This is a genomic window from Saccharopolyspora sp. NPDC045839 (assembly GCF_056431645.1).
Genome location: NZ_JBWKKH010000010.1, coordinates 14,715 through 28,566 on the forward strand (window position 1 = coordinate 14,715; position 13,852 = coordinate 28,566).

Sequence of the window (13,852 nt, forward strand, 5' to 3'; positions counted from 1 at the left end):
TCGAGCCAATCCAGGGAGACGGGATGCCTGATCGCGAACTGGAGATCGACCGGATCTCCAAGCGCTACGGGGACGTCGTCGCGCTGCGGGAGATGACGTTCTCCGTCCGCGCGGGCGAGATGTTCGGGTTCGTCGGCAGCAACGGCGCAGGCAAGACCACCACGATGCGCATCGCGCTCGGCGTGCTGGCCGCCGACTCCGGGGAGGTGCGCTGGAACGGCACGCCGCTGGACCTGCAAGCCCGCCGCCGGATCGGCTACATGCCAGAAGAGCGCGGTCTCTACCCCAAGATGAAGGTGGCCGAGCAGCTCGCCTACCTCGCCGAACTGCACGGCCTGTCCACTGCGGACGCTCGTGGCGCCGCCGAGCGGTGGACCGAACGGCTCGGGCTGGCCGCCCGCCGCGGCGAAGAGGTGCAGAAGCTCAGCCTGGGCAACCAGCAGCGGGTGCAGCTGGCCGCCGCGCTGGTGCACGACCCGGAGGTGCTGATCCTCGACGAGCCGTTCTCCGGGCTCGACCCGGTCGCGGTGGACGTGATGAGCGAGGTGCTGCGGGAGAAGTGCGCTTCCGGGGTGCCGGTGGTGTTCTCCAGCCACCAGCTCGACCTGGTGCAGCGGCTGTGCGACCGGGTCGGCATCGTCCGCAGTGGACAGATGGTGGCCTGCGGCACCGTCGCCGAACTCCGCGACCAGGGCCCGGCCACGCTGGTCGTCGACGCCCCCGACGCCCAGCCCGGCTGGGCCGCCGACGTACCCGGCGCCGAGGTCGTCGAGGTCGACGGCAGCCGGACCACGCTGCGGCTCGCCGACGACGCGGACGACCAGGCGGTGCTCAAGGCCGCGCTGGCCACCGGACCGGTCCGCGAGTTCAGCCGGCACCGGCCCGCGCTCACCGAACTGTTCCGCAACGTCGTCTCCGAGGAGCCCGCCGCATGAGCCCCGTCTGGCTGGTCGCCCGCCGGGAGATCCGCACCCGGGTGCGGACCCGCGCCTTCATCGCCGGCACCGTCGCCACCATCCTGATCATGGGCGGCTACGCGGCGCTCATGATGTTCATCGGCCACCAGGCCGGCACGACGAAGGTCGGCATCACCGCGCAGGCGGCGGCCGTCGGCGCGCCGCTGCAGGCCGCCGGCACGGCCTTCGGCAAGTCCTTCGAGATCAGCACCGTCGAGGAGGCCGCAGGCGAGCGGCAGGTGCGCGACGGCGACCTGGAAGCGCTGATCACCGGCACGCCGGACGCGCCGCGACTGGTCGTCAAGCGGAGCCCGGACAGCGAACTCCGGGGCGCGCTGGACGCGGTCGTGCAGCAGCAGGCGCTGAACGCCGAACTCACCCGCGCCGGGCTGGATCCGGCCGGGGTCCGCGCCGCGACCGAGAGCGCGCACGTCTCCGTGACCAGCCTGGAGACCGAGGACCCGCACCTCGGCGAGCGGCTCGGCCTGGCCATCGCGGCCGGCGTCGTGCTCTACATGTTCCTGATCATCGGCGGTCAGATGGTCGCGCAGGGCGTCGTGGAGGAGAAGTCCAGCAGGGTCGTCGAGCTGCTGCTGTCCACGATCAAGCCGACCCAGCTGCTCGCCGGGAAGGTGATCGGCATCGGCCTGACGAACCTGCTGCAGCTGGTGATCATCGCCGCCGCGGGCCTGGTCGCGTCCGGGGCCGGGGGCGTGCTGACGCTGCCGTCCGCGGCGCTGGCGGGCACCCTCGGCTGGGGGCTGGCCTGGTTCCTGCTCGGGTTCTTCACCTACGCGACGGTCCTCGCCGCGGCGTCCTCGCTGGTGTCCCGCCAGGAGGACCTGCAGAACGTGATCAGTCCGGTGATCATGGTCCTGGTCGTGCCGTTCGTCATCGGCGTCTCGATGCTGCCGAGCTCGCCGGACAGCACGCTCGCCGCGGTGCTCTCGCTGGTGCCGGGCTTCGCACCGACGCTGATGCCGATGCGCATCGCCCTCGGCGTCGCCGCCCCGTGGGAGATCGCCCTGTCGGTCGTGCTGAGCCTTGCGGCCATCGCGCTACTCCTCCGCCTCGGCGGCCGCATCTACAGCAACGCGGTGCTGCACACCGGAGCCCGCATGAAGCTCCGCGACGCCCTCCGCGCCGCCTGAAACCGCAATTTCAATGGAAATCGAAGGTCCGATTTCCATTGAAATTGCGGAAGTTGTCCGCAGGGTCCCGAAGTTGTCCACAGGCAACGGCATGTCGGGGCGCGACACGCCGTTGTCGTCCCGCAATTTCCATTGAAATTGCGTCGGGACTGCGGACTGCCCGGGGGGGCCGAGCCGACCCCGGACACGGATCGGCCCCGGGGACCGGCCGAAAGGCCGGTGTCCGGGGCCGCACGTGGGTCGGTCGCGTCGGCGGCCGACTGGATTCAGGTTTCGATTCAGCGCTGGTCGATCGCCTGGTAGGAGCGCTCCGGCGAACCGGTGTACACCTGCCGCGGACGGCTGATCTTGCGGGCCGGGTCCTCCAGCATCTCCCGCCAGTGCGCGATCCAGCCGGGCAGCCGGCCCAGCGCGAACAGCACGGTGAAGTACTTCGTCGGGAAGCCCATCGCCTTGTAGATCAGGCCGGTGTAGAAGTCGACGTTCGGGTAGAGCTTGCGCTCGACGAAGTAGTCGTCGGCGAGCGCCTTCTCCTCGAGCTTCAGGGCGATGTCCAGCAGCGGGTCGTTGGCCCCGAGCTTGCCGAGCACCTCGTCGGCGGTCTTCTTGATGATCGCCGCGCGCGGGTCGTAGTTCTTGTAGACCCGGTGCCCGAAGCCCATCAGCCGGACGCCGGGCTCCTTGTTCTTGACCCGGTTGACGAACGAGTCGACGTCACCGCCGTTGGCCTGGATGCCCTCCAGCATCTCCAGCACCGCGCTGTTCGCGCCTCCGTGCAGCGGGCCGAACAGGGCGTTGATGCCGGCCGAAATGCTGGCGAACAGGTTGGTCTCGGCGGAGCCGACCATCCGGACCGTCGACGTGGAGCAGTTCTGCTCGTGGTCGGCGTGCAGGATGAACAGCAGGTCGAGGGCGCGGGTCAGCACCGGGTCGACCTCGTAGGGCTCGGCGGGGAAACCGAAGGTCATCCGGAGGAAGTTCTCCACCAGGCCCAGCGAGTTGTCCGGGTACAGGAACGGCTGGCCGACCGACTTCTTGTAGGCGTAGGCCGCGATCGTGGGCAGCTTCGCCAGCAGGCGGACGGTGGACAGCTCCACCTGGTCCTTGTCGAACGGGTTGAGGCTGTCCTGGTAGAAGGTGGACAGCGCGGAGACCGCGGAGGACAGCACCGGCATCGGGTGCGCGTCCCGCGGGAAGCCGTCGAAGAACTGCTTGAGGTCTTCGTGCAGCAGGGTGTGCCGCCGGATCCGCTCGGCGAACTCGTCGTACTGCTGCTGGGTCGGCAGCTCACCGTAGATCAGCAGGTAGCTGACCTCGATGAAGTTCGACTTCGCCGCGAGCTCCTCGATCGGGTAGCCGCGGTAGCGGAGGATGCCGGCGTCACCGTCGATGTAGGTGATGTCGGAGAGGCAGGCCGCCGTATTGACGAAGCCCGGATCCAACGTCACCAAACCGGTCTGAGTCAGCAGCTTGCCGAGATCCACCCCGGGGGCGCCCTCGGTCGGCTGCTTCACCTGCATTTCGTGCTCGCCGGCGTCATAGCGCAGCGCGACGGTACGTTTGGCGGTCACGTCGTCGGGCATTCGGGAACCTCTCGCGCTCGTCGGGGGTGCGTGTCGAGGCGACCGCGGTTGCCCAGCCAAGCGGCAGGGCTGCGATGTCGCCCGCGCGCCGGTCGGGGTGTCCGAACCGCCGCAGCACCACCCCGTTGGGGTCCTGTCAGTAGTCACGCTAGACCGCAGTGGGGCCCCAGCGCAGCAATCGCGTTTCGGCTTTTTGGCAGGTGGGACCACGATCACATCACATCGGGGCGCTTCCGACGGAAAATTTTCGACGCTCCGAAGCCGGACGAGCAGTTCATCGTGACCAACGGGCCCATCCGATCGGGCTAACCCGATCTCGACCGGTCGGCCTCGCGCGGTTTACCTCACAAGGTGTCCTCGCGCACGTCAGACGCGGTTCGCCGACCATCAGGCCAACTCGGCGGCCCACGGCGGCTCGGCACCCGGTCGGGAGACGGTGACCGCAGCGGCGGCCGCGGCGAACCGCAGCGCCTGCTCCCACTGCTCCCGGTCGAGCGCGCGTACGGCGTCCGCCGACAGCGCGTCGTTGCGGTGCAGCCACGCGAGCAGGGCGCCCTGAACGGTGTCACCCGCGCCGATGGTGTCGGCGACCTCGGCGCGCACGCCCGGCACCGACACCTCGCCGTCGCCGGTCACCGCGGTCAGCCCGTCGGCTCCCCTGGTCAGCACCACGGCCGCCGGGCCGCTGCACTGCCACTCGCGGGCCGCGGCGAGCACGTCCCCGCCGTCCGCGAGCCATTCGGCGTCGTCGTCCGAGACCTTCAGCAGCCCCACCGACGGCAGCCAGGAGGCGAACCGCGCGCGGTAGGCGTCGGGGTCGGCGATCAGATCGGCGCGGATGTTCGGGTCCAGCGCGATGAACCGGCCGCGCGCGGCCTCCCGGAACAGCACCTCCTCGTACACCGAGGCGCCGGGTTCGAGCACCATGCCGAGGGTGCCCAGGCAGAGGGCGGTGGCCTGCGCTGGCAGCGGCCGGTCCGCGACGAAGCGGGCGGCGGTGCCTTCGGTGTGGAAGCTGTAGCGGGCCGAACCGTCCTCGGCCAGCCCGACCACGGCCAGCGTCGTCGGCTCCGGGCCGCGCTGCACCAGGTCGACGTCCACTTCGGAAGACCGCAGGCGTTCGAGGAGCTTGTCGCCGAACTGGTCCGTGGACAGCCGGGCGAAGAACGCGGCGGGAACGCCGAGCCGCCCCAGCGCGATCGCGACGTTGTACGGACCCCCGCCGAGGCGAGGGTGCAGCGGCCCGAGCTCGCCGTCCGCCGTGGACGGGTCCGGAACGAGGTCGACGAGGGCCTCACCGCCGATGACGATCACTTTTCCTCCACTGTGTACTGGGCGGTCAGCCCGCCGAGCAGGAACTGCGACAACGCCTCGAAGGCCGCCGCGTCGGACAGGCCGGTGCGCTCGCCGATCTCGCCGCGCTGGATGCCGACGATGGTCAGCCCGACCATCTCGCCGACGAACGCGGCGTGCACCTCCCGGAACACGCCCTGCCGCACGCCCTCGCCGATGAAGCCGCGGAGCCGGTCCGCGGCCGCGTGCGCGTTGGCCTCGTAGGTGGTGCGGGTCGCGATGTTGGCGGCCATGTCGTCGATGAACTCGCGGGACGCCGGGCGCAGCGCCTCGGCCGCGGCATCCAGGTACGCCCGCACCTTCTCCCGCACGTCGTCGGCCGCCGCGACCCGCTGCTCGACCAGCTGCGTGGCGCCCTTGAAGTAGTGGGCGACGACGCGGACGGCGAGCTGCTCCTTGCTTCCCGCCAGCGTGTACAGGGTCGACTTGGAGCAGTGCAGCCGGGCCGCCAGGTCGTCCAGCGTGAAGTGCGCGAACCCCTCCGCGAGGAACAGGTCGCGCAGCCGGTCCAGCAGCTGGGCCCGCCGCGCGTTCACCGGCCGGCGACGGCCTTCGGAGGTGGTCATCGGACGAAGCCTGCCACAGCACCCTCGAACTGTTGCGCGGGTTCCTACTGGTGAGACTTTCACAGTACTGTCGGACGTCCTACAGTACCGCCAGCAGTACTACCGGCAGCTGTCACACTGGCAATCAGGAGCGCGATCCGCCATGGCCGTCCCACGCCTGCTTCCCACCGCGGAAGCCACCGACCTGCTCGCGCTGACACGCGAGATCGCCCGCGATGAGCTCGCCCCGCGCGCGGCGGGCGACGAGGCCGCGGAGAAGTTCCCGCGCGACGCCTTCCGGCTGCTCGGGCAGGCGGGTTTCCTCGGCCTGCCTTACCAGGAGGAACACGGCGGCGGCGCCCAGCCGTACGAGGTGTACCTGCAGGTGCTCGAAGAGCTCAGCAGCGCCTGGATGACCGTCGGCGTCGGCCTGTCGGTGCACACCATGAGCTGCTACCCGCTGGCCCACTTCGGCAGCGCGGAGCAGCGCTCCCGCTGGCTGCCGGAGATGATCGGCGGCGAACTGCTCGGCGCGTACGCGCTGTCCGAGCCGCACGCCGGCTCCGACGCGGCGGCGCTGAGCACGCGGGCCGCGCGGCAGGATGACTCGTACGCCGTCAACGGGGCCAAGGCCTGGATCACGCACGGCGGTGTGGCGGACTTCTACACGCTCATGGCCCGGACCTCGGACGAAGGGCCGCTCGGCATCAGCTGCCTGCTCGTCGACGGCGGCACGGCGGGGCTTTCCGCCGGCCCGCCCGAGCACAAGATGGGGCTCACCGGCTCGCCGACCACGCCGCTGTACTTCGAGGACGCGCGGGTGCCCGCGGAGCGGCTCATCGGAACCGAGGGCCACGGGCTGAAGATCGCGCTGTCGGCGCTGGACTCCGGCCGCCTCGGCATCGCGGCCTGCGCGGTCGGGCTGGCGCAGGCGGCGCTGGACCTCGCGGTGGACTACGCGAAGCAGCGGCAGCAGTTCGGGCGGCCGATCATCGAGTTCCAGGGCCTGGAGTTCCTGCTCGCCGACATGGCCGCGGCCGTGCACTCGGCCCGGGCGACGTACCTCGACGGCGCGCGGCGGCGAGACGCCGGGCTGCCGTTCGGGCAGCAGGCGTCGGTGGCGAAGCTCGTCGCGACGGACGCGGCGATGAAGGTGACCACCGACGCCGTCCAGGTGCTCGGCGGCGCGGGCTACACCCGCGACTTCCCTGCGGAGCGCTACATGCGCGAGGCGAAGGTCCTGCAGATCTTCGAGGGGACCAACCAGATCCAGCGCATGCTCATCGCCCGCCACCTGGCCAAGGCCTGACAACTTCCGCAATTTCAATGGAAATTGCGGAAGTTATCCACAGCGTCTATCCACAACCTCCGGCGTGTCGTGCACCCGACACACCGGAGGTCCGCAATTTCAATGGAAATCGAAGGTCCGATTTCCATTGAAATTGCGGGCATGGAACCCGGGGTTCCGCATGGTGGAAGGTGTTGGCGTCAGAGGGGCTTGAGACCCCAGTGGCCGATCCAGTTCTCGCCCGGTTGCAGGACCAGCAGGTCCACCCCGGAGTTCAGCGCGTCCGGCGGGCAGGTCATCGGCTCGATCGCGATGGCCCTGCCCCGCCCCGGGAAGTCGTCCGCCGTGTAGACCTGGACCCACTTGAACACCGGGTCGGCCCACAGCTGCACGCCGCGCCCGTCCGGGTCGGTGAGGCTGTGACGCACGAGGTCGTCGCCCGGCGCCGGGGTCGCGCCGCCGAAGGCGGTGTCCAGCAGCACCCCGGCCAGCCGGCGCCCGGTGCGGAAGTCCACCTCGTCGCCCTGCAGGCCCCGCGGCGGCCGCACCGGGAGCAACCGCTCGGAGTCCACCGGCAGCACCGTCGCCGCCGCCAGCCGGAGCGTGCAGTCGTCGGTCGCGGCGTTGCCCGCGCGCGGATACGGGTGCACGCCGACCCCGAACGGAACCGCCCGCGCCCCGAGGTTCTCCACGGTGTGCGTGACGGTCAGGCCGCCTTCGTCCAGGGCGTAGCCGATGGACGTCAGCAGCGGTACCGGCCAGCCCGGCTGCGCGGGCACCATCGCATGCAAGACCACTGTGGACTCGGCGTGCTCGACGAGGGTCCACGCCGTGTGCCGCAACAGGCCGTGGATCGCGTTCTGTCTCGCGGGCTCGGTGAGCGCCAGCTGCTGCGGCTCCCCGTCGAACAACCAGCGGCCCCCGGCGACCCGGTTCGGCCACGGCACCAGGACCCCGCCCGCGCCGCCCGGCGGCAGCCGGTCCGCGTCGAAGGACTCCGCGTACGGCACCCCGTCGACCTCGAAAACCCGAAGCGCCGCACCGACTTCGGTGACCACGGCGCGCGCGGCGCCGGAAGTGATCTCGAACTGCCGCCCGGTGGCGGGAACAGGCTCGTGCACATCGCCACTGTAGAAGCAGAAAGCCCCCCGAGCCGACGAAATCGGCTCGGAGGGCCCTCGAGGTACGACTTACTTGCCCAGCTTCGCGGCGTCGAACTTCTGCTTGCGGCCGTCGATGAGGAAGTTGATCGCCCAGAAGATCACGCCGATGCCCAGCAGGACGCCGGCGATGATGTACTCCGTGCCCGGCCGGCCGGACAGCGGGCTGGCGAAGAACGCGCAGGTCAGCGCACCCAGCACCGGCACCCAGGTGGGCGCCTTGAAGTGCTTGTGCTCGACCTTGTCCTTGCGCAGGACCAGCACCGCCACGTTGACCACCGCGAACACCACGAGCAGCAGCAGCGAGGTGGTGCTGCCCAGGTCGGAGATCTTCAGCGAGCTCACCAGGACCACCGCGATGACGCTGGTGAACACGATCGCCACCCACGGCGTGCGCCGCGTGCGGTGCACCAGCCCCAGCTGCTTCGGGATGATGCGCTCCCGCGACATGCCGTAGACCAGGCGGCTGGCCATCAGCATGTTGATCAGCGCGGTGTTGGTCACCGCGAACAGCGCGATCAGCGAGAACAGCAGCGGCGGGAACCACGGCGCCGCGGCCTTCACGACCAGCAGCAGCGGTCCGTCGGACTCCGCCAGCGTTTCGGTCGGCACCAGCGTCGAGGTGATCAGCGCGATCACCAGGTAGATCGAAGCGGTGATGACCATGCCCACCAGCAGCGCGCGCGGGAAGGTCTTGGCCGGGTCGCGGGTCTCCTCGGCCATGTTCACCGAGTCCTCGAAGCCCACCATCGCGAAGAACGCCAGCGCGGTCGCCGAGGTGATCGCCAGCAGCGGCGAGGTGCCGGCGTTGAACTCCAGCAGCCGGCCCGGGTCCGGATCGACGTCGGGGCTGTGCGTCCCGGAGATCAGCGCGATGAGGCCGAAGACGATCACGATCGCCAACCCGGTGAGCTCCACGCAGGTCAGCACCACGTTCATCTTCACCGACTCGCCGACGCCGCGGAAGTTGATCGCGGCCAGCAGGAGCAGGAAGCCGATCGCCACGAGCCAGGCCCACGAGGAGACGCCGTCGCCGACGATCGCCTCCAGGTAGTCACCGCTGAACGCCTGTGCGGCCGATGCGGCGGAAGTGATTCCCGAGCACATCACCGCGAACGCGATGATGAAGGTCAGGAAGTGCACTCCGAACGCCTTGTGCACGTACAGCGGCGCGCCGCCCGCCTTCGGGTACTTCCCGACGAGTTCCAGATAGCTGAACGCGGTCAGGAAGGCGACCACGAAGGCGACCAGGAACGGAACCCACAGCGCCCCGCCCACCTTGCCGGCGACCTTGCCGGTCAGCGAGTAGATCGTGGTGCCGAGGATGTCTCCGACCACGAAGAAGAGCAGCAGTTTCGGGCCCATCACCTTCTTGAGGCCAGGCTCCTGCGCACCGCCGGGCGCGTCGTCGTTCACGGTCGTCTCGTTGGCCATAGCTGAAAAGTGTGCAATGCGGTTGGTCGAGCTGTCTGCCCACCCCTGGTCGAACTGCACTGCTGCGGTCGGCTCAGGCGTGGCACCCTGCCCAGTCCGAGATCATTGCTGCTCGGAAACGGGTGCCCGGTAGCGCCAGAAGGCGGGCAGCAGGGCCGCCGCGATGACCGCGCCGACGACGACCAGAACGCCGCCGACTGTGACCGCCGTCGCAGTCCCGATCGCCGCGCCCGCCAGGCCGTGCAGCGTGTCGGCCAGCCGCGGGCCACCCGCGACGACGACGGTGAACACGCCCTGGATGCGGCCGCGCATCTCGTCGGTGGCCGCCGTCTGCATGATCGAACTCCGGTAGACCATGCTCACCAGGTCCGCGCCGCCGCCCAGGGCCAGGAAGAACACCGCCAGCCACAGCGAATCCGACCAGCCGAACCCGATCACCGAGATTCCCCACGCAACGACCCCGATGGTGACGCCGACGCCGTGCCGCGCGATCCGGTGCAGCCAGCCGGAGAACACGCCGAACGCGAACGCGCCCAGCGGGATCGCCGCGAACAGCCAGCCCAGCGCCGCCCCGCCGCCCGGCGGATCGCCGAAGGTGCGCTCCGCCATCTCCGGGAACAGCGCCCGCGGCATGCCGAACACCATCGCGATGATGTCCAGCAGGAAGGACGCCAGCAGCACGGAATGCATTGCGAGGTAGCGGAATCCGTCCAGCACGGCGCGCAGCCCGGCGCGCTTCGGGGCGCCTTCCTGCGGCGGCAGCGGCGGAAGCCGGAACACCGCCCACAACGCCGCGCACAACGCCACCGCGTCCACCAGGTACAACACCGAAAGCCCCAGCACCGGCAGCAACACGCCGGCCAGCAGCGGCCCGGCGATCGAGCCGAGCTGGAACACCGTGGCGCCGAGCGCCTGCGCCGACGGCAGCAGGTGCACCGGGATCAGCCGGGCGATCGCGGCGCCGCGAGTGGGCATGTTCACGGCGAAGAACGTCTGCTGCGCGGCGAAGAGGATCAGCACGAGCCACACCGACTGGACGTTCGCCGCGGCCACCACCCAGAGCAGCAGCGCGCTGGCGGCCAGGCCGCCGTTGGTGATCAGCAGCAGCTTGCGGCGGTCGACGGTGTCCGCGATCGCGCCGCCCCACAGGCCGAACACCAGCAGCGGCACCAGGCCGAAGATCCCGGCGAGGCCGACGTAGGCGGAGGAGCCGGTGATGTCGTAGAGCTGCTTGGGCACCGCGACCGCGGAGAACTGCGCGCCGACGGCGGTGACGATGTTCGACAGCCACAGCCGGCGGTACGCCGGGTACTTCAGCGGCCGGGTGTCGAGGAAGACCTTGCTCAGCAGGGATCTGATGGATCGACGGGATGTGGTCGGGGTTCCGCTGCTGGACTGCACAAATGCAAAACACTAGCCATTAGACCGGCTAACGGCATTCGATTTTTCGCCCCGTGTGACCGATGTCTAACGCCCGGGGCACCCACCGCTGCCCGACGTCCAGGTTCCCCAGTTTCAATTGAAACTGGGGACCATCGGCGTGTCGGACCACGACACGCCGACACCTGTGGACAACTTCCGCAATTTCAATGGAAATCGGACCTTCGATTTCCATTGAAATTGCGGACACACCCGGGGGGAGCACTCAGGGAGCGAGGCGCTCGACGGTCCAGAGGTCGTTGGTGCGGCGGAAGCGCAGCCGGTCGTGCAGTCGGTCCGGGCGTCCCTGCCAGAACTCCACCGACTCCGGGCGGATCCGCCAGCCACCCCAGTGCGGCGGCACCGGCACCTTCTCCGCCTCGGCGAAGCGCCGCTCGATGCCGCTCAGCGACGCCTCCAGCGCGGCGCGGTTGGCCACCACCCGCGACTGCGGCGAAGCCCAGGCGCCCAGCTGGGAGCCGCGCGGGCGCTCGCCCCAGTACTCGGCGGTCTCCGCAGACGCCACCTTCTCCACCGTGCCGCGCACGTTGACCTGGCGCTGCAGGCCCAGCCACGGGAAGGTGGCGGCGGCGACCCGGGTGGCCTTGAGGTCGTGGCCCTTGGCCGAGGTGTAGTTGGTGAAGAACACCACGCCCCGCTCGTCGAACCCCTTGCACAGCACGGTGCGCGAGGACGGGATGCCTTCAGCGTCGGCCGTGGCCAGCACCATCGCGTTCGGCTCGACCAGGTCGGCCTGCACCGCCTCGTCGAACCACAGCTGGAGCTGCTCGTGCCAGGTGGCGGCGAGCGAGGACTCGTCCAACGCCCCCGCCTCGTAGGACACCCGCATGGACGGCAGCGCGACGTTGGCCTCCGACATCCTCTTCCTCCCTGACTCGCCCGGCAGCGGCACGACTCGACTTCTCCGGCTGTTCGCCGGACGGTACGGGTTGGACCGGCCGGCGCGACACGGTTGGTGGCGCCAGCCACGCGTACGACGGTAAACGGGATCCGAACGCACGCCGAATCAGCGGTGCTTCACGATCGATTCCGCAACCGATGCAGTGATCGTTCCCACACTCGTTCGGACGCCCGCAGATCGTGAGACCACCCGCCAGAACCAGCCATCTCACACCTTCCGGCGAAATGCCCTTTAGCAGCTAAAACAGAACAAACCGGGCTCAGGTCGACCCGCGGTACCGCTGGTGCAGATCCGCGGTCCACATCGCCAGGACGAACGGCAACGTGGTCGGCACCAGACCCACCGCCTCGATCGCGCCGTGCAGCGACAGCACCGCGGGCACCGCGAGGACGCACGAGCGCCAACCGCGCCCGGTGCTCAGCAGCCCGACCACGACCAGGGCCGCATTGAAGCCGTACACCCCGGCGCTGACACCGGGCGGCGTGACCGGCAGCAGCTCGACGGCGAGCACCGACGCGGCAGCGCCGCAGAACGCGCCCACGGCCAGCCGGAACCGCACCAGCGCCAACCCGATCAGCATCACCACGCCCGGCAGCCAGCCGCTGACCAGGAACACCTCCGACTCGGCGGTGAACAGGCCGAGGTAGTCGCCGTGCAGGCCGAGCACCGGCGACGGCGTCGGCGCGGCTGCGGGCGCCCAGTCCAGCCGGTGTCCCAAGTAGACGGTCAGCCAGTAGGTGAGCACGAAGGGGGCGGTGCGGGCAGGGACCGTGAGGAAGGCGTCCGCGATGCGCATCAGCACCGTCGCGACGACCGCCCCCGCGGTTCCGACCAGCAACGCCAGTCCCAGCGGCCGGAAGGAGCCGACCGCTCCCAGCACCACCAGCGTTCCGTTGAAGCCGAACAGGCCCTGGCCTATTCGCTCGTGCGGCACCCGCAGCGCCGCCGCGGTCAGCACGCCCACGGCGCTGCCGACCAGCGCGGCCAGCGCGAGCTGCGGGCCGGCCAGCAGCAGCGCGACCACGAACAGCAGTCCGGCGGGCACGCTGTCCTGCAGGTACACCTGCGAAATGCCCGTGGGCACGGCGCGCAGCAGGTGCCGCGCGCCGTGCCGCACTTCGGGCTCCGTTGCCTTCGAAGTGGCATTCACCAGCTGTGAACCCCTAGTTCCTTCGCCTCCGGGTGGTGCTCCATCGCCTCGGCGAGCCGGCGCTCCGCGGTCACGGCGTTCTCGCCCAGCGCGGTGGCCATCGCGCCTCCCGCGGCCAGCGGCACCAGCGACCACCACTCGCCGCTGACCGGCTCGGCGGGATCGTCGCCCCACACGACCGCCTCGGTCGCGAGCACCCGCGCGCCGGCGAGGTAACCCGTGCTCGCCCCGAGCCGGTCCGCACCGATGTCCAGCTGCTGCCGCAGCAGCGGAATCCCCGACCGGACCAGGTGCGTCGTGGTGGTCAGCCGGCCGGGCTGTTCGCCGTACCGGCCGAGCACCATCGTCTCCCGGCACCTGGCCCGCGCGCCGTCGCCGAGCTCGATGCGCATCTCGGCCCGGTGATCGGCGCGGGCGCTGATCACCGTGGCTTCGGGCAGGTAGTCGACCACGCCGTCGGCGCCCACCTCGATGTGCACGGTGGACCGGCTGGTCCCGCCGTGCTGCCCGGGCAGGGCGACGGTGGCGGCGGTGCCGCGCAGCCGGAGCCGGGCGCCCGGCCCGACGCGGACCCGCAGGTCGACCTGGTCGCCGCCGACCGGCGTGGCCGCCGAGCCGACCAGGTGCACCACGGCGGTGCCGTCCGGGCTGGCCGTCACCGCGCGCCGGGGCACCAGCGTCATCGGCGCCTCCGAGCGGAGCTCGCGCACGACGCTGCGCCCGCCGGCGCCGAGCTCCACGGTCAGCAGCGCACTGGCGCGCACGCCGCACCGCCTTCCGCCGCGGGGGGTTTGCGGGGAAGCGCCACCCGGGACAGGGGGGGGGGGGGGGGGGTAGTCAAGCGCAAACCCCACCCCCCCCACTCCGGGCTTCCCGGACGTCAGGTGGCCG

12 protein-coding genes are annotated in these 13,852 nt (G+C 70.5%); 3 read left to right on the top strand and 9 right to left on the bottom strand.

The features are described from left to right. Positions 1-23 precede the first annotated feature (23 nt). Both AC07EQ_RS16235 and AC07EQ_RS16240 read left to right on the top strand, forming a co-directional pair. On the top strand, positions 24-935 hold the full coding sequence (locus tag AC07EQ_RS16235) for an ABC transporter ATP-binding protein (RefSeq protein ID WP_478388742.1): 912 nt from the start codon (positions 24-26) through the stop codon (positions 933-935). Continuing rightward, positions 932-2,107, top strand: coding sequence for an ABC transporter permease (locus AC07EQ_RS16240; RefSeq protein ID WP_478388743.1), 1,176 nt, complete (start codon positions 932-934; stop codon positions 2,105-2,107). The genes AC07EQ_RS16235 and AC07EQ_RS16240 overlap by 4 nt, the downstream gene beginning before the upstream one ends. Positions 2,108-2,385: 278 nt before the next feature. Here the strand turns inward: AC07EQ_RS16240 and AC07EQ_RS16245 are convergent, their stop codons facing one another. The 3 genes from AC07EQ_RS16245 to AC07EQ_RS16255 all read right to left on the bottom strand — a co-directional run bounded on the left by AC07EQ_RS16245 (position 2,386) and on the right by AC07EQ_RS16255 (position 5,609). Continuing rightward, the gene (locus AC07EQ_RS16245) at positions 2,386-3,690 is read right to left on the bottom strand and encodes a citrate synthase (protein WP_478388744.1); all 1,305 of its coding nucleotides are present in this window, start codon (positions 3,688-3,690) and stop codon (positions 2,386-2,388) included. A gap of 387 nt (positions 3,691-4,077) precedes the next feature. Continuing rightward, positions 4,078-5,004 carry a carbohydrate kinase family protein gene (locus AC07EQ_RS16250; protein ID WP_478388745.1) on the bottom strand — a complete coding sequence of 309 codons (927 nt, stop codon included), beginning with the start codon at positions 5,002-5,004 and terminating at the stop codon, positions 4,078-4,080. After that, positions 5,001-5,609: a TetR/AcrR family transcriptional regulator gene (locus AC07EQ_RS16255; RefSeq protein WP_478388746.1), complete on the bottom strand. Its 609-nt coding sequence runs from the start codon at positions 5,607-5,609 to the stop codon at positions 5,001-5,003. Before AC07EQ_RS16255 ends, AC07EQ_RS16250 begins: the two co-directional genes overlap by 4 nt. A 142-nt stretch (positions 5,610-5,751) precedes the next feature. Between AC07EQ_RS16255 and AC07EQ_RS16260 the strand changes: the two genes are divergently transcribed. After that, positions 5,752-6,897: an acyl-CoA dehydrogenase family protein gene (locus AC07EQ_RS16260; RefSeq protein WP_478388747.1), complete on the top strand. Its 1,146-nt coding sequence runs from the start codon at positions 5,752-5,754 to the stop codon at positions 6,895-6,897. Positions 6,898-7,076: 179 nt separating this feature from the next. Here AC07EQ_RS16260 and AC07EQ_RS16265 read toward each other — a convergent pair whose 3' ends face one another. The 6 genes from AC07EQ_RS16265 to AC07EQ_RS16290 form a co-directional block, all read right to left on the bottom strand. Further along, on the bottom strand, positions 7,077-7,997 hold the full coding sequence (locus AC07EQ_RS16265) for an aldose 1-epimerase family protein (RefSeq protein ID WP_478388748.1): 921 nt from the start codon (positions 7,995-7,997) through the stop codon (positions 7,077-7,079). Between the two features lie 69 nt (positions 7,998-8,066). Beyond that, positions 8,067-9,470, bottom strand: a complete 1,404-nt coding sequence (locus AC07EQ_RS16270) for an APC family permease (protein ID WP_478388749.1) — start codon at positions 9,468-9,470, stop codon at positions 8,067-8,069. A gap of 102 nt (positions 9,471-9,572) precedes the next feature. After that, positions 9,573-10,871: an MFS transporter gene (locus AC07EQ_RS16275; protein ID WP_478388750.1), complete on the bottom strand. Its 1,299-nt coding sequence runs from the start codon at positions 10,869-10,871 to the stop codon at positions 9,573-9,575. A gap of 244 nt (positions 10,872-11,115) precedes the next feature. Further along, positions 11,116-11,769, bottom strand: a complete 654-nt coding sequence (pdxH, locus tag AC07EQ_RS16280) for a pyridoxamine 5'-phosphate oxidase (protein WP_478388751.1) — start codon at positions 11,767-11,769, stop codon at positions 11,116-11,118. A 301-nt stretch (positions 11,770-12,070) separates the two neighbouring features. After that, the gene (locus AC07EQ_RS16285; RefSeq protein ID WP_478388752.1) at positions 12,071-12,961 is read right to left on the bottom strand and encodes an urea transporter; all 891 of its coding nucleotides are present in this window, start codon (positions 12,959-12,961) and stop codon (positions 12,071-12,073) included. Then, on the bottom strand, positions 12,958-13,725 hold the full coding sequence (locus AC07EQ_RS16290; protein ID WP_478388753.1) for an urease accessory protein UreD: 768 nt from the start codon (positions 13,723-13,725) through the stop codon (positions 12,958-12,960). Before AC07EQ_RS16290 ends, AC07EQ_RS16285 begins: the two co-directional genes overlap by 4 nt. Positions 13,726-13,852 lie beyond the last annotated feature (127 nt).

Coding starts and splice junctions, on each gene's coding strand:
- AC07EQ_RS16270 (WP_478388749.1), bottom strand. CDS start 9,470: ATGGCCAACGAGACGACCGTGAACGACGACGCGCCCGGCGGTGCGCAG.
- AC07EQ_RS16235 (WP_478388742.1), top strand. CDS start 24: ATGCCTGATCGCGAACTGGAGATCGACCGGATCTCCAAGCGCTACGGG.
- AC07EQ_RS16245 (WP_478388744.1), bottom strand. CDS start 3,690: ATGCCCGACGACGTGACCGCCAAACGTACCGTCGCGCTGCGCTATGAC.
- AC07EQ_RS16260 (WP_478388747.1), top strand. CDS start 5,752: ATGGCCGTCCCACGCCTGCTTCCCACCGCGGAAGCCACCGACCTGCTC.
- AC07EQ_RS16240 (WP_478388743.1), top strand. CDS start 932: ATGAGCCCCGTCTGGCTGGTCGCCCGCCGGGAGATCCGCACCCGGGTG.
- pdxH (WP_478388751.1), bottom strand. CDS start 11,769: ATGTCGGAGGCCAACGTCGCGCTGCCGTCCATGCGGGTGTCCTACGAG.
- AC07EQ_RS16255 (WP_478388746.1), bottom strand. CDS start 5,609: ATGACCACCTCCGAAGGCCGTCGCCGGCCGGTGAACGCGCGGCGGGCC.